This window comes from Mammaliicoccus sciuri, assembly GCF_025561425.1.
Taxonomy (GTDB): domain Bacteria; phylum Bacillota; class Bacilli; order Staphylococcales; family Staphylococcaceae; genus Mammaliicoccus; species Mammaliicoccus sciuri_A.
Window position 1 is genome coordinate 280,370 of sequence record NZ_CP094824.1, and the last position, 26,998, is coordinate 307,367.

Below are 26,998 nucleotides of genomic sequence, written 5' to 3' on the forward strand. Positions count from 1 at the left end.
AAGGAGGACGTTATATATCATGACCGAAGTGTTAACATATGAACGTTTTGACACTGATCCTTTTAAAGATATTGATATTGACGATGAAACGAAAGGTGCATATCAAATAATTAAATGGGCGTACGAACATTATGGAGATTCTATCGTATATTCATGTAGTTTTGGGGCAGAGGGTATGATTTTGATAGATTTAATATCAAAAGTTAAACCAGATGCCAAAATTGTTTTCTTAGATACTGACTTACATTTTCAAGAAACATACGATTTGATTGACCGTGTGAAAGAAAGATATCCAACGTTAAATATTGAACTTAAAAAGTCAGATTTAACGCTAGAGCAACAAGCAGATCAATATGAACCGGCACTATGGACAAGTGACCCGAATCAATGTTGTTATATCAGAAAGATTAAACCGTTAGAAGAAGTATTATCGGGTGCTACTGCTTGGGTCTCAGGATTAAGAAGAGAACAATCTCCAAGTAGACAAAATACCGATTTTATTAATAAAGATGAAAGATTTAAATCTATAAAAGTTTGTCCTTTAATTTATTGGACTTGGGACGATATATGGGCATATATCGAACGCCACGATTTAACCTACAATGAACTTCATGACTTTAATTATCCAAGTATTGGATGTATTCCTTGTACAGCTCAAGTATCTTCGTCAGGTGATTCACGTGAAGGAAGATGGACGAATTTCAACAAAACTGAATGTGGTTTGCATACAGTAAATAATAAACCTAAGTAATCTAATAAAGAGATTTATTAATCTTTTTTAGCATAAATCATACTATTCCAATAAGAATAGTATTTAAACTTAAATAATTGGACAGGATGAGGTGACATCTTTGGAATTATCAGTAACAAATAGCCCTTTTAATCAAGAGCAGTCAGAAAAGTTAAATCAAGTATTTGCAACACTTACAAATGAACAAAAGATATTGTTGAGTGGTTACTTATCAGCATCAGTCGTACAAGGTGGTCAAGTAAGTGCGCCTGTAGTTGAGCAATCTACAGCAGTGAGCAGTGAACCTAAGTTTAAGAAAAGAGATATTACGGTATTGTTTGGTTCTGAAACAGGTAATGCGCAAGGTTTAGCTGAAACGTTAGAAAGTAAATTAAAAGAAAAATCATTCAATGTCAATCTTGCATGTATGGAAGATTTTAAGACTAAAGATTTAAAGAAAGTAGAAGATTTATTTATTATCACAGCGACTCATGGAGAAGGAGATCCACCAGATAACGCAATTACGTTCCATGAGTTTTTACATAGTCGTAAGGCACCTAAGTTGAATGATGTGAGATTCTCAGTGTTAGCACTTGGAGACGAATCGTATGAATTCTTCTGTCAGACTGGTAAAGATTTTGATAAGAGATTAGAAGAGTTAGGTGCAGAGAGGATACATCCAAGAGTAGATTGTGATTTAGACTTTGATGAACCTGCTGAAAAATGGATGGAAGACATTTTAAATTCAATCGGCCAAGTATCAGGTCAAACAGCAGAAGAACCCGTTAAATTAGATGCTGAAGATTTATCAGCTACTCAAACGTATTCACGCTCTAATCCATACGAAGCAGAAATTTTAGAAAATATTAACTTGAACGGTAGAGGTTCAAATAAAGAAGTTAGACATATCGAACTTTCTTTAGAAGGTTTCAATGATTCATTTGAACCAGGTGATTGTATCGGCATATTCCCGAAAAATGATCCTGAAATTGTTTCAGCGTTAATTGAAACACTCGTTTGGGATCCTGAAGAAATCGTACCAATTAATGATTCTGGCGATACGTTAACTTTACGTGATGCATTAACTAATCATTTCGAAATTACTAAATTAACTAAACCAATCGTTACAAAAGCTGCGAATATCTTTGGTAATGGCGTGTTATCTGAAAAAGTTAAAAAAGATAGATGGATTTATGGATACGTTGAAGGTCGTGATTTTATAGACTTATTAAACGATTTTCCACCTGAAGATTTACAACCAGATGCTTTACATCAAATATTGAGAAAATTGCCAGCTCGTGAATATTCAATCGCAAGTAGCCATCAAGCAGCACCTGATGAAGTACATTTAACGATTGGAGCAGTTCGTTACCATTCTCATGATAGAGATAGAAAAGGTGTTTGCTCAGTACAATTTGCAGAACGTCTACAACCTGGTGATACAGTACCAATATACTTGAAGAAGAATCCGAACTTTAAGTTCCCTAAAACAAGTGAAACGCCAGTCATTATGATTGGTCCAGGTACAGGTGTTGCACCATTTAGATCATATATTCAAGAAAAAGAAGAATTAGAGCTTACTAATAAAGCTTGGTTATTCTTCGGCGAACAACACTTTACGACAGACTTTTTATACCAAACAGAATGGCAAGGTTGGTTGAAAGATGGCGTGCTTGATAAATTAAGTGTCGCGTTCTCGAGAGACTCAGAAGAAAAAGTATATGTACAACACAGAATTGAAGAAAACAGTAAAGAATTTTATCAATGGATTCAAGAAGGTGCAGCTATCTATGTATGTGGAGATGAAAAACATATGGCTAAAGATGTGCATCAATCCATTTTAAATGTCATTCAAAAAGAAGGACATTATAACGAAGAAGAAGCAGAAGCATTTTTAACTGAATTGAAAAAAGAGAGAAGATATCAAAGAGATATTTATTAAGAGGGGGCAATATTGTGAGCACTCAAACTAATTTATCCGACAAATTAGATGAAATGGAACACATTAAGTATAGAAGTAATTATTTAAGAGGAACAATTAAAGAAGGTTTAGCAGATGAAATAACTGGTGCAATAGCTGAAGACGATACAAAATTACTTAAATTCCATGGTAGTTATATGCAAGATGATAGGGATATTCGTGATGAGCGTCGTAAACAAAAGTTAGAACCAGCATATAGTTTCATGATTAGAGTAAGAGTTCCAGGTGGTACGGCTACAGCTGATCAATGGATTGCGATGGATGATATTTCAACAGAATACGCTAATAACACAATCAAACTGACAACAAGACAAGCCTTTCAATTCCATGGCATCTTAAAAAGAAACTTAAAAAGTTCAATGCAAAGTATCCACCATGCTGTCATGGATTCATTAGCAGCATGTGGTGACGTTAACAGAAACGTCATGTGTAATCCAAATCCTTATCAATCAGGCGTGCACAAAGAAGTAGATACACTTGCTACAAAAATAAGTGATCACTTATCACCTCAAACTGGTGCGTATCATGAGATTTGGTTAGATGATGAAAAAATAGTCGATACAAAAGAAGAAGTAGAACCAATGTACGGTAAGACATACTAACCAAGAAAATTCAAAATCGGTATCGCTGTGCCACCATCAAATGATATTGATGTTTATTCACAAGATATCGGACTGATTGCAGTTATTGAAGATGATCAATTAGTCGGGTTTAATGTGACAGTAGGTGGCGGTATGGGTATGACACACGGTGATACGAAGACATACCCTCAAGTAGGACGTCTATTAGGCTACTTCCCTAAAGAAGAAGCGGTAGATGTTTGTGAGAAGATTTTAACTATCCAACGTGATTATGGTAATAGAGAAAACAGAAAGAATGCACGATTTAAATATACTGTTGATCGTCTTGGTGTTGATTTTATTCGTGAAGAATTGAATAAACGTTTAGGTTGGGAAATTGAAGAGGCGAAACCATTTGAATTTAAACATAATGGTGACCGATACGGTTGGACTGAAGGAAGCGGAAAATGGCACTTTACATTATTTATTCAAAATGGACGTGTCAAAGATACTTCTGATTACAAATTGAAGACAGCACTGAGAGAAATAGCTGAAATTCATACAGGTGACTTCCGTTTAACACCAAACCAGAACTTAATTATTGCCAATGTTGCCAAAAGTAAAAAACAACAAATTCAAAAAATTATTGATCAATATGGCATAACAGATGGTGAACATTATACAGGACTTAGAAGAAATTCAATGGCATGTGTTGCATTTCCAACGTGTGGTTTAGCGATGGCTGAATCAGAACGTTACCTTCCAACACTAATCAATAAAATTGAAGGACTTTTAGATGAAGCAGGTTTAAATGAAGAAGAAATTACGATTCGAATGACAGGTTGTCCAAATGGATGTGCAAGACCAGCATTAGCTGAAATTGCATTTATCGGTAAAGCGCCAGGTAAATATAATATGTACCTTGGCGGCGGATTCACAGGAAATCGTTTAAATAAATTATTTAAAGAAAATATTGGTTAAGATGAGATTTTAGAAAGCTTAAAACCAATTCTGATTCAATACGGTAAAGAAAAAAATGATGGAGAACACTTTGGAGACTTTGTTATCCGTAAAGGCATAATTAAAGAAGTGCAATCAGGGCAAGACTTCCATAGTTAATCAGAAAATGGGGTGTAAGAATGGGGAAAGTATTCTTGGTTGGTGCTGGACCGGGCGATTCAGATTTAATAACGGTTAAAGGTATTAAAGCCATTAAACAGTCTAATGTCATATTATATGACCGACTCGTCAATAAAGCATTATTAGATTATGCAACTGAAGACACGAGAATGATTTATTGCGGTAAAAGTCCGAATAAGCATTCTTTAACTCAAGATGAAATTAATGAATTGCTCGTAAAACTTTCTCTAGAAGGTTACACCGTAACAAGACTTAAAGGTGGCGATCCATTTATCTTTGGTCGTGGTGGAGAGGAAGCAGAAACATTAAAGAACTATGATATTGCGTTCGAAGTAGTTCCAGGTATTACAGCTGGTGTTGCAGCACCAGCTTATGCTGGTATTCCAGTGACACATAGAGATTATAGTTCATCTGTTGCCTTTATAACAGGTGTTATGAAAGACAGTGTTGATGAAGATGAATATTGGAAACACTTAGCACTAGGACCAGAAACACTTTGTATTTATATGGGTGTAAAGAAGTTACCTGACATTCAAAAATTATTAGTGAAACACGGTAAAGATATTCAAACACCAGTAGCATTAATTCATTGTGGAACTTCACAGAAACAAGTCACAGTGACAGGGACTTTAGAAGACATCGTAGAGAAATCACATCAAATCACAAACCCTGCAATGATTGTTATTGGAGAAGTCGTCAAACTGAGAGATCGCATGAGCTGGTTTGAAGAAGTGGCATTAGAACAGAACGTTCCACAACTTATTTAATAATACTGGAGGGGTACAATGATAGGCGTGTTATATGTCAGTCACGGTAGCAGAATTAAAGAAGCGACAGATGAGGCAATTTCTTTTATAGAATCTGTGAAACAGTCTATTGATATACCGATACAAGAAATTTGCTTCTTAGAATTAGCACAACCAGATATTCATCAAGGCGTTGAAAAGCTTATAGCGAAAGGCGCAACCGAGATATCCGTTATACCCGTATTGTTACTAAGTGCAGGTCACTATTTTAAAGATATACCGAAAGAGATAGATGAAATTAAGACGCAATATCCAGAAGTAACATTTACTTATGGAGAGCCTTTAGGTGTTCAACCAAGATTAACAGCCATTCTTAAAGAACGTATTGAAGAAACGAAAGTTGCGATTAAAGAAGATGCTAAATTACTTGTTGTTGGAAGAGGTAGTTATAATCCGCAAACGAAGATAGATATTACAGCTATAGGCCAATCCTTATACGAAACGACAGCATTTAAAAATGTAGAAGTGTGTTACTTAGCTGCCTGTGAGCCATCTTTTGAAGAAGCTTTACAAGATGCATTACATGAAGAATATTCACAAGTATTCATTGCGCCATATCTTTGGTTTACAGGTGTCTTGGAGCGTCACATAGAGCAAACAGCAGCGGAGCATAATACGAAAAGCGGCATCATCGTATGCGAACATTTAGGTCATCATCCATCCATACAAGAAGCATTGAAAGATCGCGTGTTAGAAACACTAACGACTCAAACAGTTTAAATATCAGATTAAAGGATGATTTATTGTGGCATACATTCCAATCAATTTAGATTTACAAGATAAAATCGTCAAAGTTATTGGTGGCGGTAAAATTGCTGAACGCAGAGTGAACACACTGATAAATAATGAAGCGTTAATTCATGTTATTTCACCAGAACTTACAGACAATTTAAAGCAGTATGAAATTGAAGGGAAATTGAATTGGCACAAAAAGGACTTTGAAATATCTGATATAGAACATGTTGATTTTATTATAAATGCCACAAACTCACCAGAAATAAGCGATGTCATTAAAGATAATGCCCCTAAACATTGTCTTATCAACATGGTCGGTGATGCACAAGATGGCAATGTGATATTTCCTGGGACATTAAATAGAGGTAAGTTGCAGATAAGCGTCACATCAAATGGTGCAAGCCCAAAGTTAGTGCGTAATATTTTGAAAGATTTAGATCAACAATATTCAGTAGATTATACAGAATATGTAGATTTTTTATATGAATGTCGCACAATCATTAAACCACTAGAAATAGATCAAACAGAGAAAAACCAATTATTAGAGAATATTATGTCTCATCAATATTTCGATACTGATGAACAGAATAAATTCATTAATTGGTTGAAACGACAACTTAAATAGAAAGCCAGAGAGGAGTAGCGTATGCGAAAGTTAACGATATTTGCATTAGTAGGTTTTTTAGCACAACTTATAGACGGTTCTCTTGGGATGGGATTTGGTGCAACCTCTTCATCATTACTATTAACTTTTGGAGTGGTACCAGCAATCGCATCTGCAACCATTCATTTTTCAGAAGTGGCAACAACAGCAGCATCAGGACTTTCACATTTAAAGTTTAAAAATGTTGATAAGTCCATCATTCTAAAGCTTGCTTTACCAGGCGCGATAACTGGATTTATCGGTGCAGGTGTTTTGAGTAATTTGCACAGTGATTTTATTAAAACATTCATCGCCTTATTCTTATTATCAATGGGGATTTATATTATTTATCAATTTGTATTTAAAAAACAGCAAAATCAACAAGTGAAAGACGGGAGATTTTCAGCTTTATTACTTGTTCCACAAGGTGCAATTGCAGGATTCTTAGATGCAATTGGTGGTGGTGGCTGGGGTCCAGTCAACACGCCATTATTACTATCAAGAAATAAAATTGAACCAAGATATGTTATCGGAACAGTTTCAGCGAGTGAGTTCTTTGTGACAATCTCAACTTCATTAGGATTTATTATCTTCTTAGGTTGGAGCCAAATCAACATTTTGCTTGTCGTTGCGTTAGCATTTGGTGGCGTCGTAGCAGCACCGTTCTCAGCATGGCTCGTGAAGACTTTACAGTGTATGTTCTAGCAGTACTTGTCGGTGGTCTAATCATATTTACAAATAGTAGCGTGTTATTAGGTACTTTAATTGGCAGTGAAGCAACAGTCAATATTATAAAAGGTGTTATTATCCTTGCTTGGTTAGGTTTAGTACTATTCACACTTTACCAACATAATAAATTTCCTTTTAATATTCAAAATCAAAAATCAAAAGAAGTAGATCAAATTAATTAGTAGGAGTGAATATTGATGGTATCAGCAACTCAAAAGACTAAAGAAACAATCGAAGCTCATGGTGGAGAATTAATTAATCGCCAAGTAACAGGTCAAGAAAGAGCAGAACTTATTGAAGCGGCACAATCATATCCTAAATTAACATTAAATCCTTGGAGTCTATCAGATTTAGAATTAATCGCAATTGGTGGCTTCAGTCCACTGACAGGATTTTTAGGTGAGAAAGATTATATCAGTGTCGTTGAAAATCTACGTCTAGAAAACGGACTTGTATGGAGTATTCCAATTACATTACCGGTTACTGAAGAAGAAGCAAACAACTATGAAATAGGTTCAGACATCGCTTTATATGGTGAAGACAATCATTTATATGGTGTGTTAAAGCTTGAAGAGAAATATACGTATGATAAAGTTAAAGAAGCTCAAAATGTATACGGAACAACAGATGTGGATCACCCAGGTGTGAAACGTGTATATGAAAAAGGTAATGTTTATTTAGCTGGTCCAATCCAATTAGTTGATCGACCAAAACATGATGAATTTAGTGATTTCCATTTAGATCCAAGTGAAACACGTGAATTATTTAAAGAATTAGGATGGAAAACAGTTGTAGGTTTCCAAACGAGAAACCCGGTTCATCGTGCGCATGAATATATTCAAAAAATAGCACTTGAATCAGTGGATGGATTATTATTAAATCCTTTAGTTGGTGAAACGAAGTCTGATGATATATCAGCTGAAATAAGAATGGAAAGTTATCAAGTTATCTTGAAACATTATTACCCAGAAGAAAGAACACGTCTTGTTATTTATCCAGCAGCAATGAGATATGCTGGCCCACGTGAAGCCATTTTACATGCATTAGTACGTAAGAATTATGGCTGTACACACTTTATCGTCGGTCGTGACCATGCAGGTGTAGGTGACTACTATGGTACATATGACGCACAAGAATTAATTTCACAATATGAAGATGAAATTGGTATTCAAATCTTTAAATTTGAACATGCATTCTTCTGTACAGTTTGTGACAATATGACAACAGCTAAGACATGTCCACATGACAAATCAAATCATGTACATTTAAGTGGAACAAAAGTGAGAGAGAAACTTCGTAACGGTGAACAATTACCAAAAGAATTCTCAAGACCAGAAGTAGCAGACGTATTAATTAAAGGTTTAAGACAAAATTAATTTCTTTAGGAGTGGAATAATGAGCGCGTCAACAAATATTACATGGCATGATTCTGAAGTAACAAAAGCACAAAGACAAGAACGTAACGGTCATAAAAGTGTTGTGATTTGGTTTACTGGTTTATCAGGATCAGGTAAATCAACAATATCTGTAGCATTAGAAAAAGCATTATTTGAACAAAATATCACGTCATATCGTTTAGATGGAGATAACATTCGTCATGGATTAAACTAAAACCTTGGATTCAGTCCAGAAGACCGAAAAGAAAATATCCGTCGTATCGGTGAAGTCGGTAAATTAATGGTAGATGCTGGTGTAGTTACAATGACAGCATTCATCTCACCATATGAAGAAGACCGTAATACAGTTAGAGATATCCTTGAAGATGGTGAATTCATCGAAGTCTTCACTAAATGTAGTTTAGACGAGTGTGAATCAAGAGATCCAAAAGGACTGTATAAGAAAGCAAGAAGCGGTGAAATTAAAGAATTCACTGGCATTAATGCACCATATGAAGAACCATCAAACCCTGAAATAGTCATCGATACAGAAAACGAAAGTGTAGAAGAATCTGTAGAGAAAATCGTTGCATACTTAAAAGAAAATCAATATTTATAAAGAAGTAAGCTCACAACGCTAGTGTTGTGAGCTTTTTGTTTTGTGGTGGAGTGCTTATATATTTAATTGGATAAGTGGATTTCTTTTTGATTATAAATAACCTTAATAAAGCAAATTAAGGTTAAGAACATTATTATTGAAACAGAAAAATATACTAATGAATAATTTCCGTTCCTAAATAATATACCATAGAGTGACATGCCAGCTGGCGTTAATATGTTGACTAATGCTTGGTTAATTGAAAATACTCTACCTTTATATTTATCATCAACTTCTCTTTGCAGATAAATTGAATAAGGAATATTGTTTAATGAAATAGAAAAAACCAATATACCATATATTATAATCATGATAATTAAAGCTTTTGTTGTTCCAATGTTTAATAAAGTTATAATACCTATTGAAAACATAACTATAATTTGTATTACAATTGAAACTATGTAAGAAATATATATTTTTTGTTTAATTGGTTTGATTGAAAAGACAATTGTAGATAGTAACATAATTAAAGGTAAAGTCATTTCTAAAAATCCAAATTGATAAGCTTCTAATTTGAAATATTGTATAGCTATTATAGGAATCCCAACAATAATTGATACTGCTAAAAAATTAGCAATCATAGAGGTTATTATAAAATATAATAAAATTTTCTTAGTCTTTAAATAATTTAATCCCTCTTTAAATAGCAATTTTGAGCTTTTGTTTTCTATATCTGAGCTTCTACTTTTTATTGATAAAAATAATATGCATAATAATGCTATAGTTTCAGTTAAAATATTCAATAATGAAATATTTTTGATGGAAATAATTGTTATTAATAAGCCTCCTATAACAGGTGCAATTATAGTAGAGAATAATTGGATCATCTGACGTAATGATACGATTCTTTCTATATCCTTATCCAAAATCGTTGATAAATTACTGGAAATAATTAATTTTACTCCCCCGTCTGCAAATGAAATAATCCCCATTACAATAATCACAATAAATATGCTAGTTTCATAAAATAGAAAAAATAATATTAGGCTAAATATACTCATAATTTGAAAGAAAAGTATCATTTTTTTATTATTTATTCTATCGCTAATTGTCCCAATAATTGGGCTGCTGATGGTTTTGATAATTGCTACTATAGCTAAACTAAATCCAAATAACTCACTAGAGTGGGTTATAAAAAGGATGTAGAAAGAACAAGCAAAAGCAAAAATTTCAGAACCGAAAGACGAAATAAAATAGAAAAGTAGTAAATTGATTTTTTAGGCATATCAATAAACTTCCTAAATTAAAGGCTATTCAGAATATTCAGAATATAGATATATTATACATTAAAGGTAAAAAAAGTAAAATAATGAATGGCAAAGCTCACAACGCCGGCTAGTGTTGTGAGCTTTTTGATTTGTGGTGGAGTGCTTATAAACAAGTTTGGTGAGAAGTTTTCATAAGAGCGTCAATATTTACAATTTTTATGAGTTTTGTAAATATGCCCCCCGTTATTAGCAGTTCTGGGTAAAGGTGCAAATACTGGAGCCAATAAATATAACAAAAGCGCGGGGTATGCATTGCTACCTCGCGCTTTTGCTTATTTGTCTTCTTGACTTGGTATTGGGAAATACTTATATATCTCTCCAGTTTTAATAGCGTTACTGATATTTGCTAACCATTCATAAAATACTTTTGATTCTTCTAATTGTGTATGAATGGTGATTGCTTCTTCTTTAGTTTCTTCATCGACATCATCTGTGTCTATGATTTTTTGTATCAAGATTTCTGCGTCTTTAACAGAATCCATATTAATAGAAATTTCTCGATCCCATTTTTTTGAGAAAAAGTTATTAAAGAAGATAAAGAAGTCTTTTTCAGCGATGAAATGTTGTTTTCTACTTCCTCTTGTAAATTGTTGTTTGACGAGATCAAATTCTTGTAGTTTCTTAACACCAGCACTCATGCTTGGTTTGCTCATTTGAAGTTGTTCCCGCATTTCATCTAGTGTCATACTACCTTCAAATACCATCGTCCCGTATAAATTTCCGACACTTCGATTAATACCATATAAATCCATCGTTTCTCCAATACCGTTAATCACGATGTCTTTAGCTTGGTCTAGTTGTTTTTTGTAGTTATCTGAACGTACCACTACATACACCTCCAATAGTTACTTAATTGTACCATGAATCCTTTTACATTGTAGTTGCTTTTCCATTACTTGTCTATTTGAAATACATGTTAAAAACAAATCATAAATGGACTTTGGAAATTTGACGCCTTTCATAATTCTATGCTAACATAAAATCTGTAAAGTTCGTTAAATAAAAAATTAACAAAGTTAACGGAGGTATTTTGAATGGGATATATAGAGCATTTATCTAGACGTCAATTTATAAATGGTGAGTGGGTAGAAGCTTCTAATAAAGCGACTCGCGACATTGTGAATCCATATAATCAAGAAGTTGTGATTTCAGTAGCAGAAGGTACAGAAGAAGATGCTGAAAAAGCAATTTTAGCAGCTAGACAGTCATTTGAAGCTGGTGAATGGTCAGGTGAAACGACTGAAAATAGAAGTCGTAAAGTTAGAGCCATTGCAGATTTAATTAAAGAACATAAAGAAGAACTAGCGGAACTTGAAACATTAGATACTGGTAAGACATTAGAAGAATCATATGCAGATATGGATGATATTCATAATGTATTTATGTATTTTGCAGGTTTAGCAGGACATGATGGTGGTGAAATTATTGATTCCCCAATACCTCATTCAGAAAGTAAATTAGTAAAAGAACCTGTAGGCGTTGTAACGCAAATTACACCTTGGAATTATCCGCTACTTCAAGCTTCATGGAAAATAGCACCTGCTCTTGTAACAGGTTGTTCGTTAGTTATGAAACCAAGTGAGATTACGCCATTAACTACAATTCGTGTATTTGAATTAATGGAACAAGTTGGATTTCCTAACGGTGTCATCAACCTTGTACTAGGTAAAGGTTCTGAAGTTGGTGAAGTATTAGCATCTCATAAAGAAGTCGATCTCGTTTCATTTACAGGTGGTATTCAAACAGGTAAGCATATTATGAAACGAGCAGCAGACAATGTAACGAATATTGCTTTAGAACTAGGTGGCAAGAATCCTAATATTATTTTCGATGATGCAGATTTTGATTTAGCGATTGATCAAGCATTAAATGGTGGCTATTTCCATGCCGGTCAAGTTTGTTCAGCAGGATCACGAATTATCGTCCAAAACGATATTAAAGATAAATTTGAAAAAGCTTTAGTTGAACGTGTTAATAAAATTAAAATCGGTAATGGATTTGATGAAACAACTGAGATGGGGCCGTTAATTTCAGGAGAACATCGCGATAAAGTTGAAAAATATATAGAAGTTGCGAAAGAAGAAGGTACGACAATTGCTGCTGGTGGTAAACGACCAGACAGAGCAGACTTACAAGATGGTTTCTTCTTTGAACCAACTGTCATTACAAACTGTGATACATCTATGAGAATTGTACAAGAAGAAGTATTTGGACCTGTCGTAACAATTGAAGGATTCTCTAATGAACAAGAAGCGATTGAATTAGCGAATGATTCTATTTATGGACTCGCAGGCGGCGTATTTACACAAGATATCGCTAAAGCTAATCGTGTGGCTAATAAATTGAAAATGGGTACAGTTTGGATTAATGACTTCCATCCATATTTTGCACAAGCACCATGGGGTGGATATAAACAATCTGGTATTGGTAGAGAGTTAGGTAAAGAAGGCTTAGAAGAATATTTAATTTCTAAACATATTTATACAAATATTCAACCTGAGCCAGTGAATTGGTTTAGTAAATAAATACAACAAAGAAGAACGAGTATATAGGAGGATTTTGAGATGAAGCAATCTTATGATTATATAATTATTGGAGGCGGAAGTGCCGGATCTGTATTAGGTAATCGTTTAAGTGAAGATAAAGATAAGACCGTATTAGTATTAGAAGCGGGTAGAAGTGACTATCCATGGGATTTATTAATTCAAATGCCAGCAGCACTAATGTATCCATCGGGTAATCGTTTCTATGACTGGAAATATGAAACAGATGGCGAACCTCATATGGGCGGTAGAAAAGTAGCACATACAAGAGGTAAAGTACTTGGTGGTTCAAGTTCAATCAATGGTATGATTTATCAACGAGGTAACCCAATGGACTATGAAGGTTGGGGAGAACCTGAAGGCATGGAAACATGGAAGTTTGCGAATTGTTTACCATACTTTAAACGATTAGAAAAAACTTTTGGAGCAGATAAATCAGATCAATATCGTGGTCATAATGGTCCGATTAAATTAAGAAGAGGACCAGCAACAAATCCGTTATTCCAAGCTTTCTTTGAAGCGGGTGTTCAAGCTGGATACAATAAGACACCTGATGTAAATGGATTTAGACAAGAAGGGTTTGGACCATTTGATAGCCAAATTCATAATGGTCGACGTGTTTCAGCATCAATTGCTTATTTAAGACCAGCTATGAAACGTAAGAATTTAACTGTTCAAACAAGAGCTTTTGTTACAGAAATCAATTATGAAGGTAGACGAGCAACTGGCGTAACATTCAAGAAAAATGGTAAGACACATACAGTTGCTGCAGGAGAAGTTATTCTATCAGGTGGAGCATTCAATACACCACAATTGCTTCAACTTTCTGGAATTGGTGACTCTGAACATTTAAATTCATTAGGTATAGAGACACGTGTACACTTGCCAGGTGTAGGTGAAAACTTCGAAGACCACTTAGAAGTATATGTACAACATGCATCTTCTAAACCAGTATCTGAGCAACCAAGTTTAAATAAATTTAGAATGCCTTTTATCGGATTACAATGGATCTTCGGTAGAAAAGGACCAGCAGCAAGTAACCACTTTGAAGGTGGCGGATTTGTAAGATCTAATGATAAAGTAGATTATCCAAACTTAATGTTCCACTTCTTACCATTAGCAGTACGTTATGATGGACAAAAAGCAAATACGAAACATGGTTTCCAAGTACATATCGGACCAATGTATTCTAACTCTAGAGGTAGCTTAAAAATTAAATCTGAAGATCCATTTGAAAAACCTAAATTTGTCTTTAATTACTTATCTACAAAAGAAGACGAACAAGAATGGGTAGAAGCAATTAGAGTTGCAAGAAATATCTTGAAACAACCAGCTTTAGCACCATATAACGATGGAGAAATATCTCCAGGACCTTCAGTACAAACAGATGAAGAAATTTTAGAGTGGGTTAAAAAAGATGCAGAAACAGCACTTCACCCATCATGTAGTGCAAAAATGGGACCAGCATCAGATCCAATGGCTGTAGTTGACCCATTAACAATGAAAGTACACGGTATGGAGAACTTGAGAGTAGTCGATGCATCAGCAATGCCACGTACAACAAACGGTAATATCCACGCACCAGTATTGATGCTAGCAGAAAAAGTAGCAGACATCATTCGTGGTAAAAAACCATTAGAACCAGAAGAAATAGATTACTATAAACACGGCGTTCACCCTAAAGACGCAGGTATTATGAAATAATAGGAGAAGAATGAAGGCTGAGACAGCAATTGTCTCAGCCTTTAGTTGTTATATGGGGGATGCGCTAACTACCATAATTCTGAATAATGGTAATAAGAGAGCTCTAACTACCATAATTCTGAAAAGTGGTAATAAGAACGTGCTAACTACCATAATTCCGAATAATGGTAATAAGAGAGCTCTAACTACCATAATTCTGAAAAGTGGTAATAAGAACGTGCTAACTACCATAATTCCGAATAATGGTAATAAGAGGGGGGTCTAAGGGACATTATTCCGAATTGTGTCCCTAACAGTGTGTCTTACGGACATTTCCCAGAATTCTGTCCCTAATTGTTATTTATTTAAGTGTCTATATAATGTTGCTCTGCTAATGTTTGTCGCTTCTTTAATTTCTTCTAAAGTATATTTCTTAGAATGGTACATTTCGATGGCATTTTTTAAATTAAGATCATTTCGTTTTGGTCTTCCGATAGTCTTACCTGCTATTTTGGCTTTTGCGATACCAGACTTAGTTCTGAATTTAATCATATCGCTTTGAAATTGATTAATTAGATTTAAAATTTTATTAAAATTCATTTGTTCATACTGACTAATTGTTATTTGAGCATTAATTATATGAATGTCCACATTGATTTCCTGGGCAATTGTAATGAGTTCTTCTAATTGATATGAGGTATCTGCAAGAATACATAAATCAGTTATGTATAATTTATCCCCACTTTGTAATTTACTATAAAATAATGTATTTAATTCTTTTCTGATTTCAGTTTGTGCATGAGATTCTTCAATAATTGTTAACGAAAATTTGCTTAACTTTGAATGTTGTTCAGCGATTGTATCATATAATTCGATTGGTCTAATATAACCATAATTCATAAATTTCACCTCAATAGTTTCATAAATGTATACATATGAAACTCTTTTGTTTATAATAGCACTATTGAAAATATATAAAATAGGAGTATGTATAATGATTAAATCTTATATAGAAGAATGGCTTTCTAATCCAGGCAAAAATTTACTAGCTGGTATTGTTGTAGCGCTAGCACTTATACCTGAAGCCATTGCATTTTCTATAATTGCAGGTGTAGATCCAATGGTAGGATTGTACGCTGCTTTTATTATTGCTACGACAACTTCAATAGTAGGTGGTAGACCTGTTATGATATCTGGAGCTGCTGGAGCTGTTGCGCTTATTGTAACACCTTTAGTAAGAGAACATGGTGTCGATTATTTATTTGCAGCAACGATACTCATGGGTATTATACAGTTATTATTAGGAATTCTCAAAATTGGTAGACTCATGAAGTTTATACCAAGGTCAGTCATGATTGGATTTGTAAATGCCTTAGCGATTATGATTTTTATGTCTCAACTTGAGCATATATTTGGTATTTCAATAAGTACATATATTTATATAGCTATTACATTACTCATTGTTTATATTGTACCAAAATATTTCAAAGCCATTCCTGCACCACTTATCGCAATCATTTTATTAACAACACTATATATGGTAACAGGTTCTAATGTAAGAACAGTTGGCGATTTAGGTACGATAACAAGAGCATTTCCGAATTTCTTAATACCACAAGTTCCTTTTAACTTAGAAACATTAGCTATCATTTTGCCGTATTCTTTATCAATGGCAATTGTAGGATTAGTAGAAAGTTTATTAACAGCTAAAATTGTTGATGAAGCAACAGATTCTCATAGTAATAAAAATAAAGAATCTAGAGGTCAAGGTATTGCCAATATCATCGCAGGTCTATTTGGAGGAATGGGTGGCTGTGCTATGATTGGTCAATCTGTTATTAATGTAAAATCAGGTGCAACAAGTAGATTATCAACATTTACAGCGGGTGTCTTCTTAATCATTCTCATCCTATTATTAGGAGATGTAGTTGTACAAATTCCTATGCCAATTTTAGCGGGTATTATGGTGATGGTATCTATTAGTACATTTGATTGGAAATCATTTAAGTACGTTAAACAAGCGCCAAGAACAGATGCTGTCGTTATGATTTTGACAGTAGTCATCGTGTTGTTTACACATAACTTAGCTATAGGCGTTATTGTCGGCGTCATATTTAGTTCTTTATTCTTTGCTACTAAAATATCAAATGTTCATGTACATCAAACAATAGAAAACCATTTTTACAAATATGCATTCACTGGGCAAATATTCTTTGTTTCAATCGATTCAATGATGAATCAGTTAGACTTTTCTATTGAAAATAGTCAGATTGAATTAGACTTTACACATGCTCATTTATGGGATGACTCAGCAGTCAATGCAATCGATTCAATGGTAAAAAAATTCGAAGATAAAAACAATACAGTATTTGTTAAACAATTAAATACAGATAGCAGAAAAATTATTTCCGAATTAAGTCAGCTCAATGAAACGCATTTAACATAAGAAAACAACAAAACAAACCAGTATAAATTCACCATAAAATGGATTTATACTGGTTTTTTATATAAATTATCTTGGTTAAACTTAACATGTACCGCCTTCCCAAATAGTAACGGGGAATATATATTCTTTTAAAGTGTCTTTGTTTTGAATTATGTTTTATCTCGTTTTAAAAAGTATTTAATTCTTTATTAGATAATCAGCTGATGTAAAGAAACGATTAAACCTGTATACTTAAAGCAAATTAAACTTAAATTCTCTAAAGTTGAGGTGTATAAAATGAGTGCAAAAAAATTAACGCTTGAAGAACAGAAAGAGATTGAAATATATGTATTAAAAGTGCGCGATAAATATTTGGAAGAGGAAAATAAGAAAGACAAAAAAGCTTTCAAAAATGCTACATGTAAAACAATTTATGATTTAAAAGGTGATTATCCAGTTAAACAACTGCTACAAATATTCGGAATGCCAAAATCGAATTATTATAATTGGTTGAATCGTGAACCATCAAAAAGAGATATAGAAAACGAAGAATTGAAGAAAGACATTTTAGATATATATCATAAATCTAATGAGACATACGGATATAGACGTATTTATCATTACATTAGAGAAGAATTAGGAAAACCAGTCAATCATAAGAGAATTCAACGTTTAATGAATGAACTTGGTTTAAAAGGTCAATCACATGAAAATAAGAAAGAATAAAGGTACAGGAAGACTGAGAAATTTTATTTAACCCCAATATAAAAAAGGCTCGGACACTAATGAATTGTCCAAGCCTTTTGTTATGTTATTAATTCTTATTGACTGATGCGTCATAGATTGAATCTACTGCGTCTTGTAATCCGCTATTAAATTCTTCTTCTGATTGTCCTGCGAATAGGTCAGTTACTAATGCACGTGAGAAACTTGCGATAAGTCCGTCATTTTCTTTAAGTAATTCATTTGCTTTTTCTCTTGAGTAACCGCCTGATAATGCAACGACACGAACAACGTTAGGGTGTTCGATTAATGATTTATATTGGTTTGGTTTTGTTGGAATTGTTAATTTCAACATAACGTATTGATCGTCGTTTAATTTATCTAATTCTTTCGCGATTTCTTCTTTTAAGATATCTTCAATTTCTTCTTTATCTTTAGCATTAATGTTCACTTCTGGTTCGATAATTGGAACTAATCCTGCTTCGATAATTTGTTTACCAATTTCAAATTGTTGTTCTACAACTTTAGCAATAGCTTCTTGGTTTGCTTCAAGAATGTTTGAACGCATTTTTGTACCGAATACATTACGTTCTTTTGCACGTTGTAATAACTCATCTAAACCAGGAATGACTTTCATTAACTGAACGCCATTTTCTTCATCTGCTAAACCTTTGTCTACTTTTAAGAAAGGAACAATACCTTTTGAAGCTAAGTAGTCAGAAGTATATTGACCTTCAACTTCACGGTCCATTGTTTGTTCAAATAAAATAGCACCTAATATTTTTTCAGAAGTAAAGGCTGGAGATGTTACGATACGTGTTCTCATTTCATGAACAAGTGTAAACATTTCATCTTCGTTGCTGTATTGATTCTCATCAATACCATAATCTTTAAGAGCTTTTGGAGTACTACCACCACTTTGATCTAGTGCAGCTATAAAACCTTTACCATTTTTTATTTTTTCAAATTGTTCTTGGTTCATTTTTTCCACTCCTTTAGATATTTTCAATTATAGTATGATGATTTTTACCATTTATCGCAAGTTATTCAACTTTTAATGATTTTTTAAGAGAGAAAATGTTCAATAAATATGTCGAATTTAAGAAGATTGACGCATGATTATTTCATAAAAAGGTTATACGCATTATGATGTACATTAGGGAGGATTCTCAATGAATAAAAAATCAGCAATATTATTAATAGGTGGCTTAGCTATTGTAGCTTTAGCGGTCGCAGCTTTATTATTATTTTCAACTCAAAAAAGTACATACTACGGGTATATGGAGAATAGTACAACTGCAGAAAAAGTAGTCAGTGAGAAAAATAATGAAGTTACAGAAAATATTAAAATCGAATCAACAAGTGATTTCAAACCTAAAAAAGGTGATTTTGTAAAATTAATTTCAAACGATAATGGCAAAACATTTTATAAAAAAGAAGTCGTCAAACATGATGACATACCACATGGTTTAATGATGAAAATACATGATATGGAAATGTAAGAAATATAAAGTCTGAGACAAATGGTAATGTCTCGGACTTTTACTATTTTATTTAAGAGATACATATAGTAAAATTACATTTAACTTCTATAGAATGTGGGTGGTTAAAGTAATGTTAATCAGAAATAAACAAGAATCAGATGTTGAAGCGATTGCTAAGGTTCATTATGAGTCTTGGTTGACGACATATAGAGGGATTGTCCCGGATAGTTATTTGGATCAATTAACGTTAGCGTCATATATTGAAAGACACCATAAATTTAATGCGCCGTGTATAGTTGCAGAGGTTGATGGAGAAGTGATTGGATTTCTAATGTATGGTAAAGACAAAGATGAAGATACAAGTGATACATGTGGTGAAATTATGGTCATTTACTTACTTGAAGCATATCAACACCAAGGAATAGGCACACGTTTGATGCAAGAAGCGGAAGAACAAATGAAGGATAAATATGATGAATTAAGTCTTTGGGTTTTTGAAGATAATCATCCTACGATTAAATTTTATGAAAAACATGGCTTTAAAAAAGATGGTAAATCTGAAATAAGCGATGTTAGTAAAGAATTAAAAGAAATAAGAATGATGAAAAGAATATGATACATATGGAATTGTGTTTTACGTGAAACGGGCAGATGTTTGATCATTTGCTCGTTTGTTTTTTTAGAAATATTAATTACTTATTCAATTTATTTAGGTTTTCAGAATAGATTTTTAAACAAATCAAAAATTATTCTAAAAAATATGATTAGTATTATTATACTAGGGTAACATATCAAGAAAGGAGGAATTAAATATGAGTAAAATAACAGATTCATTCTTAAATGCTTTAGATAGCATTATAGCATTCATACCAAACTTAATTAGTGCAATTATCTTATTAATTGTCGCTTGGTTAATTGCAGTAATTGTTAAAACAGTTATTGTGAAAGGTTTAAACGCAGTTGGTTTTGAAAAATGGTTAGAGAAAAAGGGGTTAACTGAATCAGGAAGTGGCAAATCAGGGTCTGAAGGCTTAATTCAGACATTTGGTAAATTAGCTTACTTCATTATCTTCTTACTATTCTTACCATCAGTGTTTGATGCATTAAATATGACTTCTGTATCAACACCGATTAAGAACATGATGGGTAGTGTATTAGACTTCTTACCTAGAATTATTGTTGCGATTGTTATATTAGTTGTTGGTTTATTCATCGCAAAAGTATTAGGTACATTAGTTAAAAACTTATTAACAAATTTAAATGTTAGTAAATATAATCACTATGTAAACTTTGGTGAGAATAAAGAAAGTATTGATATTCCTTCAGCTGCAGGCTGGGTAATTTCAACAATCATTGGTTTATTCTTTGTTGTTGAATCATTAAATACAGTTAATTTAGAAGTGTTAAATACAATTGGTGAAGCAATTATTGGATACTTACCATTAGTAATTTCAGCAGCAATTATCTTATTAATTGGTTTCATTGGTGGTAACTTACTATCTAAATTAATTAAAAAATCTACAGGTAACGTATTTGTATCTGAAATCGTTAAATATTTATTAATCATCGTTTCAGTATTTATGACATTAGATCAATTAAACTTTGCTCAAAGCATTGTTAATGTAGCATTCTTACTAATCTTAGGTGCTGTAGCAGTAGCATTTGCTATCTCATTCGGTATCGGTGGTAAGTCATTTGCAGAAAAAACATTATCAAAAATTGAACGTAAAGCTGAATCAAATGACAAATAAAAGATGATTAGAAAAAGCTGAGACATCCGTGTCTCAGCTTTTTTGTGTGGATATATATTGAGTGAGTGAAGGTAAGAGATGAGGCAAGTCATGGCTTAATGTGTGAATAAAGCCAAGAGATCGTTGAAGTCATGGCTTAATGTGTGAATAAAGCCAAGAGATCGTTCAAGTCATGGCTTAAGTGCTGAATAAAGCCAAGAGTTCCATTAAAGTATGTAAGCATACTTTAAATCTTCACCTTTAATGTAGCATTTCTTCTTGGTATTTTTCATAAGTTGCATTATTTTAATAATCAATTTCAAATCCTAAATCTTGAATCATGTCATAATCCATTTGATTTGGTTGACCACCAGTAATTAAATAATCTCCAACAAAAATAGAATTCGCAACCATGAGTGATAATGATTGAAGCGATCTTAAATTTACTTCGCGTCCACCAGCAATACGTATTTCTTTTGTAGGATTAATGAGTCTAAACATACATAGAATTCTAATGCATTTCATAGGTGTTAAGTCATCCATACTGCCAAATTTCGTATCTTTTATAGGGTGTAAGAAATTGACTGGAATACTATCAGCATCTAATTGATTTAATGTAAAAGCCATATCGATAATATCTTCGTCAGATTCCCCCATACCACAAATCACGCCAGAACATGGAGAAATATTCTTTTCCTTCATTATATTTATTGTATTTACACGATCATCAAAACTATGTGTTGTCACAACTTCATCATGAAAATTAGCACTAGTATTAATATTATGATTATATCGGTCTACACCACTGTTTTTAAGGGACTCAGCTTGTTGTTCATTTGTTAATCCGAGACAAGCACAAATCTTAAGTTGAGGATGATTTCTTTTAATTTGTTCAACAGAATCAGTAATGTGAGAAATCTCTTTATCGCTAGGACCACGACCACTCATAACAATACAGTATGTTCCAATTTTATTTTCAGAAGCTACTTTGGCACCATCAACGATTTGATTCTCTGGAATAAGTGCATATCGTTGAGATTTTTGTTTAACATCTCTTGATTGCCCGCAGTAACCACAGTCTTCAGGGCAAATACCACTTTTAGCATTTAAAATCATATTCAGTTTTACTTTCTTACCATAATAATGATGGCGAACTTTATAAGCTTCTTGAACAAGTGTTAATGTATCGATTGATTCATCTTGATAAATTTTTAAAGCTTCATCGTATGTTAAGTGATGCCCATTAATGATGTTATTTCCTAAAGTCATTAAAATTCCCCCTCTATAATTATTAATAGAATACTAATAATATTCTAGATTGTAAACCATAATAAATAAAAGGTTAACAATTAATGCTTAATTGTTAAAATATGGTAGAAATTACAATGAACTAGTGATACCATATATATTGAAAGATTTAAATTATACATAGGGGAGATAAAATGAAGGGGTTTAAATCAGTCATTATATATAGTAGTTTAGCTTTATTGCTTGTAGGATGCGGAAACGAAGAAAGTTCAACAAGTAAAAATAATGAACATAATCAATCAGAACAACAAACAAAAAAACATGAAAATGCAAAGTTGCCAACTGTTGTATTTGAATCTGATTTAACAAATGAAAAATTATCAAAGTCAGAAATACATAAAAGTATTCAACGTTATTTAGATACAAATGAAAGTATTTATAAAGTGACAACAATGATTGAAGAAAAAGTATGGGACGAACAACCTTTAACGAAGAGAGAAGCAGATCAATTAGAAGAAGGTAGAAAACTTTTAGAAAAGAATGACCAGAACTTCTCAAATTATATTGAAAATAATACACTTCCAAAAGGTTATCAAAAAGAAACAATTAGAATCAGTCAGTACTTTACAAGTTATAATCAAACAATTAAAAATTTAGACCAACAAGTACAAAAAAATAGTAGATAAAGCAGAAAAAGGTACCATCTCAACAAAAGATATCGTACCAGATAGTCAAAATGTAAATGGTAGACAACAAGCAAAAATAGAAAAATTCCTTAAACAAATCAATGTGAAGACGAATGCGTTTAAAATGTAAAAGGTTATTTTGAAAGATGGTGGTTGTATGCAGAAGCGATTATTAGAGAATCAAACACTAATAAGAGGAGCAAGCTTGTTTTTAATCTTTGTAATTGGAGCACTTCTATATTCATTTATGTCAGTTCCGAAAATGCTTATTTTCATGGTTCCATTGTTTTATATCAATGGCGCTATTTTGTGATTGGTTAAGAGGTGTGAAAGAAGCCAAGAACATCAAATATTTTATGACCTACAGAGTAATTATAATCTTAATAGGTGTTGTATTATTGGTTCAATATTTTTTAAGTATTTATCGAGAAGAAGTAAAGTATTTATATTTGTTTGGATGGCTAATAATATCATTCATCGCTGACATTATTGAAAATAAATATTTTATAAAACCAAACAATATGAACACGAATTTGGATAAAAACTAAAAGGTTATTTTGAAAGATGGTGGTTGTATGATGAAACAATTAATCAAGAATAGAGAATTATTAACGGTGGTATTTGTATTTCTAATTATCGCCTTAAGTTTATTATTAGGTTTATTTCTAAGTATTGAACAAATATTTATTTGTTTATTTCCAATTTTTATTATTTTTCTTTTATTTAGAGATTGGTTGAGAGGACGAGAGAAAGCAAAGGATTTCAAGAAATTTATGATATTTAGAATAGTTGTAATGATAATATTTTTGGTAATAATGTCATTATACATATTGAGTACGTATCAGAATAATCAATTTACGAATCCGTTATATATTTTTGGTTGGTTTATTATTATAACCATCGCTGACATTATTGAAAATAAATATTTTATAAAAAAAGAATCAGGTAAATAACATTTAAGAAACTCAAAAGGCTGGGACAGTTTGATCTGTCTCAGCCTTTTAAGTATTTTAATATTTCGTCTTTAATTGTTCTTTTTCAATATCAGATATAAATGCATGATCTATCGCTTTAATATTAATGTCTTTCATTTCAGCTATTGATAATAACTGATGGTTGTACAAGAGTTGATATTCTTGGTTTAAGTTTGTATTCGAAACTGTTCTATTATCTGTATTAATATTAAATGGAATGCCTTGCTCTATAAGCTTTCTAATATTAAGTTCTTCTATTGATTGGATTGCTTTTGTTTGTAAGTTGCTCGTCGGACAAATTTCTAATAATGCGTTGTGCTGTTTAATGTATGATAATGCTTGATTGTCTTGAATTGCTGCAACGCCATGTCCTATTCTTCGTGCACCGAGTTCGATTCCTTCTATTATATTATGTATACATCCACATTCACCGGCATGCAATGTTAAGTGGTGGCCAGAATCTGTAGTATATTGAATGGCTTCTTGTATGACTTTTGTTGGAAATGCTTCTTCAGGACCTGCAAAATCAAAACCTACGATGTGGCGATTGGTTGTATTTAATTGATCTATTGATTTAAAAAGGTCAATGTTTGTTTGGTTGTCATGATGTCGCATGCCACAAATTAGCAAATTGACTTTAATATCACATGTATGTTCAGCTTCGATTGCTCCGTTGTTAACGGCTTCTAAAATTTCTTCAATATTTAATCCTTTATCTGTATGGAAAAGTGGCGCAAATCGTATTTCTATGTATTTAATGTTGTCATGATGTGCTTGTTGCGCGACATCGACAACAGCTTTCTCTAAACTATCTTTTGTTTGTAAAACTTTTAAAATGGTGTCGAAAGATTTTAAGTAGTCATCTAAGCTTTCGCAATTTTGGTCTACTTGAATATCTTCTAAATTAATAGATACATGTTGTTCTCGTGCGAGTTGCTGGATTAATTCGATACTAACAGAACCGTCTAAATGACAGTGTAACTCTGTTTTTGCTACTTCGTTTACTGTAGACATTGGGAATATCCTTTCTTTATCTATTGGTATGATTTTAAATATAGTTATATATTATAAACAATTTCAGAAATATCTGGTAGTATTTAGCGTAAATGTGTAGATTTTGTGAGAAAGTTTATGAAAATATTATTTTTTTATATGAAAATTCTTGGTTTCGAAATATTAAAAATGCTATATTTATAGAATATTTTTAAAAATTATAGTTTGAAAATTTAGTACACACATATTAAGAAGAGCCAGACATGAATAATAATTTAAAAAGAGCGTTAACGTCAAGACAAATGCAAATGATTGCTATTTTAATTAGTCATATGAATTTTAGAAAGAGAGAACAAATTAAAGATCATCCATTTAAGATGCCATTCGCGCCGGTCAGTAATATAATCACAATCATTATGATTGTATTAGTTGTCATTGGCATGTTGTTCAATGCTGAAACAAGAATTTCAGTCATGATTGTTTCGACTTTTTTGATAGGCAAAAATATTTCTTGAGAAATATGGCTGTGATAACATTGCATTAAAAAGAATATTAAGGAAGTGTAAGTATGTCTAATCAATCTGCTTTATTAGTTATGGATATGCAAAATGGTATTGTTGGTAGTTTACCTAATTCGAGTGAAATTATCGATAAAAATAAAAAGGCTATCGAAAGTGCTAGGAAACATCAAATTCCAGTCATTTTTGTGAGAGTAGCTTTTTCGAAAGGATTTCATGAAGTGTCGCCTCACAACAAATCATTTTCACGAATTAAAGCAAGTGGACAACAAATGAGTGTGAATGATGCCTCAACTCAAATTATAGACGAACTTGCACCAAATGAAGATGAAGTCGTTGTTACAAAACATCGCTTTAGTGCTTTTACAGGTAGTAATTTAGAAGTGTTATTGCGTGGTATGCAAGTTGATCACCTTATTTTAACAGGTGTTGTAACGAGTGGTGTTGTGTTATCTACTTTAGTTGAAGCGGCAGATAAAGACTTTGAATTAACGGTCTTATCAGATGCGATGACAGACAGAGATATTGAAACACATCAATTTCTAATTGATAAAATTTTTCCTAGGTATGCGGCAGTAACTGAGACATTAGAATAGTCAAATACAATCGTATAGATAGGAGATAATTTTTATGCGTCAAGTTTCGAGTGAGGAAACCTTTAATACGAAACTATATCCTCCAATGATTTTAGGGTCAATATTGAATCCTATCAACTCTTCTATGTTAGCTGTTGCACTTATACCAATAGCACAAGCTTTTAATATACCTTTTTATCAAACAACATGGCTTGTGTCATCGTTATATTTAGCAACGAGTATTGGTCAACCGGTGATAGGTAAACTTATAGATATATTTGGCCCTAGAGGGTTATTTTTATTTGCTACTAGTTTAGTAGGTGTAGCAAGTTTGATTGCGATTTTTACACCATCTTTTTATGGATTAGTATTAGCAAGATTTCTTATAGGTATTGGTACTTGTGCAGGTTATCCTTCAGCAATGTATTTAATCAGTTATGAGGGTAAGCGTACAGGTAAAGATAGTCCAAGTAAAATATTAACAATGTTATCGATATCCAATCAGACGATTTCTGTTATTGGTCCAACAATCGGTGGTTTGTTAATTCACAGTGGCGGTTGGCAAGCAATATTCTTAGTTAATGTTCCGCTTTCCATTCTGTCATTCTTATTTGGATTCTTATATTATCCAAAAGTTGAAAGTACGAAAAAATTAAATGCATTAAAAGAACAGATAGACTTTATAGGTATAACGTTGTTTACCATTACTTTAACAACATGGATGATTTTCTTTATGGAGCCAGATCAATCCATTTTTTATCTATTTATGTACTGAACCCAAAAATCTAAA

The 26,998-nt window shown here is 32.6% G+C and carries 24 protein-coding genes and 3 pseudogenes; 21 read left to right on the top strand and 6 right to left on the bottom strand.

Going from position 1 to position 26,998, the window contains the following annotated elements:
* Positions 1-19: 19 nt before the first annotated feature.
* The 9 genes and pseudogenes from MUA60_RS01255 (at position 20) to cysC (ending at position 9,319) form a co-directional block, all read left to right on the top strand.
* The gene (locus MUA60_RS01255; protein ID WP_262650555.1) at positions 20-751 is read left to right on the top strand and encodes a phosphoadenylyl-sulfate reductase; all 732 of its coding nucleotides are present in this window, start codon (positions 20-22) and stop codon (positions 749-751) included.
* 100 nt (positions 752-851) lie between these two features.
* Complete coding sequence (locus MUA60_RS01260) at positions 852-2,672, top strand: assimilatory sulfite reductase (NADPH) flavoprotein subunit (RefSeq protein ID WP_262649250.1); 1,821 nt, start codon at positions 852-854, stop codon at positions 2,670-2,672.
* A 53-nt stretch (positions 2,673-2,725) separates the two neighbouring features.
* Positions 2,726-4,390, top strand: a pseudogene (gene cysI / locus MUA60_RS01265) (assimilatory sulfite reductase (NADPH) hemoprotein subunit).
* A gap of 20 nt (positions 4,391-4,410) precedes the next feature.
* Complete coding sequence (gene cobA / locus MUA60_RS01270; RefSeq protein WP_262649252.1) at positions 4,411-5,178, top strand: uroporphyrinogen-III C-methyltransferase; 768 nt, start codon at positions 4,411-4,413, stop codon at positions 5,176-5,178.
* Positions 5,179-5,196: 18 nt separating this feature from the next.
* A complete protein-coding gene (locus MUA60_RS01275) occupies positions 5,197-5,937 on the top strand; it encodes a sirohydrochlorin chelatase (RefSeq protein ID WP_262649253.1) in 741 nt (246 codons plus the stop codon).
* 25 nt (positions 5,938-5,962) lie between these two features.
* On the top strand, positions 5,963-6,577 hold the full coding sequence (locus MUA60_RS01280) for an NAD(P)-binding protein (RefSeq protein WP_262649255.1): 615 nt from the start codon (positions 5,963-5,965) through the stop codon (positions 6,575-6,577).
* Positions 6,578-6,598: 21 nt separating this feature from the next.
* Positions 6,599-7,506, top strand: a pseudogene (locus MUA60_RS01285) (sulfite exporter TauE/SafE family protein).
* A 15-nt stretch (positions 7,507-7,521) separates the two neighbouring features.
* On the top strand, positions 7,522-8,700 hold the full coding sequence (sat, locus tag MUA60_RS01290; RefSeq protein ID WP_262649257.1) for a sulfate adenylyltransferase: 1,179 nt from the start codon (positions 7,522-7,524) through the stop codon (positions 8,698-8,700).
* 19 nt (positions 8,701-8,719) lie between these two features.
* Positions 8,720-9,319, top strand: a pseudogene (gene cysC, locus MUA60_RS01295) (adenylyl-sulfate kinase).
* Positions 9,320-9,381: 62 nt separating this feature from the next.
* Here the strand turns inward: cysC and MUA60_RS01300 are convergent.
* Positions 9,382-10,572, bottom strand: a complete 1,191-nt coding sequence (locus MUA60_RS01300; RefSeq protein WP_316964797.1) for an MFS transporter — start codon at positions 10,570-10,572, stop codon at positions 9,382-9,384.
* 326 nt (positions 10,573-10,898) lie between these two features.
* Positions 10,899-11,453 (bottom strand): choline uptake/conversion transcriptional regulator CudC, encoded by a 555-nt coding sequence (gene cudC, locus MUA60_RS01305; RefSeq protein WP_262649259.1) that lies wholly within the window; start codon positions 11,451-11,453, stop codon positions 10,899-10,901.
* 207 nt (positions 11,454-11,660) lie between these two features.
* On the opposite strand from cudC, the gene betB reads away from it, so the two are divergent.
* Positions 11,661-13,151 (top strand): betaine-aldehyde dehydrogenase, encoded by a 1,491-nt coding sequence (betB, locus tag MUA60_RS01310; RefSeq protein WP_262649261.1) that lies wholly within the window; start codon positions 11,661-11,663, stop codon positions 13,149-13,151.
* A 39-nt stretch (positions 13,152-13,190) separates the two neighbouring features.
* Positions 13,191-14,873 carry a choline dehydrogenase gene (gene betA, locus MUA60_RS01315; RefSeq protein ID WP_262649262.1) on the top strand — a complete coding sequence of 561 codons (1,683 nt, stop codon included), beginning with the start codon at positions 13,191-13,193 and terminating at the stop codon, positions 14,871-14,873.
* 336 nt (positions 14,874-15,209) lie between these two features.
* Here betA and MUA60_RS01320 read toward each other — a convergent pair whose 3' ends face one another.
* The gene (locus MUA60_RS01320) at positions 15,210-15,752 is read right to left on the bottom strand and encodes a recombinase family protein (RefSeq protein ID WP_262649263.1); all 543 of its coding nucleotides are present in this window, start codon (positions 15,750-15,752) and stop codon (positions 15,210-15,212) included.
* A 94-nt stretch (positions 15,753-15,846) separates the two neighbouring features.
* On the opposite strand from MUA60_RS01320, the gene MUA60_RS01325 reads away from it, so the two are divergent.
* Together MUA60_RS01325 and MUA60_RS01330 are read left to right on the top strand one after the other, a co-directional pair.
* The gene (locus MUA60_RS01325) at positions 15,847-17,298 is read left to right on the top strand and encodes a SulP family inorganic anion transporter (protein ID WP_262649265.1); all 1,452 of its coding nucleotides are present in this window, start codon (positions 15,847-15,849) and stop codon (positions 17,296-17,298) included.
* A 276-nt stretch (positions 17,299-17,574) separates the two neighbouring features.
* Positions 17,575-18,003, top strand: coding sequence for an IS3 family transposase (locus MUA60_RS01330; protein WP_262649266.1), 429 nt, complete (start codon positions 17,575-17,577; stop codon positions 18,001-18,003).
* An 88-nt stretch (positions 18,004-18,091) separates the two neighbouring features.
* Here MUA60_RS01330 and MUA60_RS01335 read toward each other — a convergent pair whose 3' ends face one another.
* Positions 18,092-18,982, bottom strand: coding sequence for a fructose bisphosphate aldolase (locus MUA60_RS01335; RefSeq protein WP_262642405.1), 891 nt, complete (start codon positions 18,980-18,982; stop codon positions 18,092-18,094).
* Between the two features lie 190 nt (positions 18,983-19,172).
* Between MUA60_RS01335 and MUA60_RS01340 the strand changes: the two genes are divergently transcribed.
* The 3 genes from MUA60_RS01340 (at position 19,173) to MUA60_RS01350 (ending at position 21,235) form a co-directional block, all read left to right on the top strand.
* A complete protein-coding gene (locus MUA60_RS01340; protein ID WP_025907313.1) occupies positions 19,173-19,502 on the top strand; it encodes a DUF4889 domain-containing protein in 330 nt (109 codons plus the stop codon).
* Positions 19,503-19,614: 112 nt separating this feature from the next.
* Complete coding sequence (locus tag MUA60_RS01345) at positions 19,615-20,100, top strand: GNAT family N-acetyltransferase (RefSeq protein WP_262649268.1); 486 nt, start codon at positions 19,615-19,617, stop codon at positions 20,098-20,100.
* 196 nt (positions 20,101-20,296) lie between these two features.
* Positions 20,297-21,235, top strand: coding sequence for a mechanosensitive ion channel (locus MUA60_RS01350; RefSeq protein WP_262649270.1), 939 nt, complete (start codon positions 20,297-20,299; stop codon positions 21,233-21,235).
* Positions 21,236-21,520: 285 nt separating this feature from the next.
* Here the strand turns inward: MUA60_RS01350 and bioB are convergent, their stop codons facing one another.
* Positions 21,521-22,483, bottom strand: a complete 963-nt coding sequence (bioB, locus tag MUA60_RS01355; RefSeq protein WP_262649272.1) for a biotin synthase BioB — start codon at positions 22,481-22,483, stop codon at positions 21,521-21,523.
* 173 nt (positions 22,484-22,656) lie between these two features.
* On the opposite strand from bioB, the gene MUA60_RS01360 reads away from it, so the two are divergent.
* Both MUA60_RS01360 and MUA60_RS01365 read left to right on the top strand, forming a co-directional pair.
* Entirely contained in the window at positions 22,657-23,148 is a 492-nt protein-coding gene (locus MUA60_RS01360; protein ID WP_262649274.1) for an NDxxF motif lipoprotein, read from the top strand.
* A 578-nt stretch (positions 23,149-23,726) separates the two neighbouring features.
* Complete coding sequence (locus MUA60_RS01365; RefSeq protein WP_262649275.1) at positions 23,727-24,101, top strand: hypothetical protein; 375 nt, start codon at positions 23,727-23,729, stop codon at positions 24,099-24,101.
* Positions 24,102-24,158: 57 nt separating this feature from the next.
* On the opposite strand, the gene add is transcribed toward MUA60_RS01365, so the two are convergent.
* On the bottom strand, positions 24,159-25,136 hold the full coding sequence (gene add / locus MUA60_RS01370) for an adenosine deaminase (RefSeq protein ID WP_262649276.1): 978 nt from the start codon (positions 25,134-25,136) through the stop codon (positions 24,159-24,161).
* Between the two features lie 242 nt (positions 25,137-25,378).
* Between add and MUA60_RS01375 the strand changes: the two genes are divergently transcribed.
* Genes MUA60_RS01375 through MUA60_RS01385 form a run of 3 tightly spaced genes read left to right on the top strand, consistent with a single transcriptional unit; the run spans position 25,379 to position 26,983 of the window.
* Entirely contained in the window at positions 25,379-25,630 is a 252-nt protein-coding gene (locus MUA60_RS01375; RefSeq protein WP_394812731.1) for a hypothetical protein, read from the top strand.
* A 53-nt stretch (positions 25,631-25,683) separates the two neighbouring features.
* Positions 25,684-26,229, top strand: coding sequence for a cysteine hydrolase family protein (locus MUA60_RS01380; RefSeq protein WP_262649277.1), 546 nt, complete (start codon positions 25,684-25,686; stop codon positions 26,227-26,229).
* A 34-nt stretch (positions 26,230-26,263) separates the two neighbouring features.
* The gene (locus MUA60_RS01385; protein ID WP_262649278.1) at positions 26,264-26,983 is read left to right on the top strand and encodes an MFS transporter; all 720 of its coding nucleotides are present in this window, start codon (positions 26,264-26,266) and stop codon (positions 26,981-26,983) included.
* The last annotated feature ends 15 nt before the right edge of the window (positions 26,984-26,998 follow it).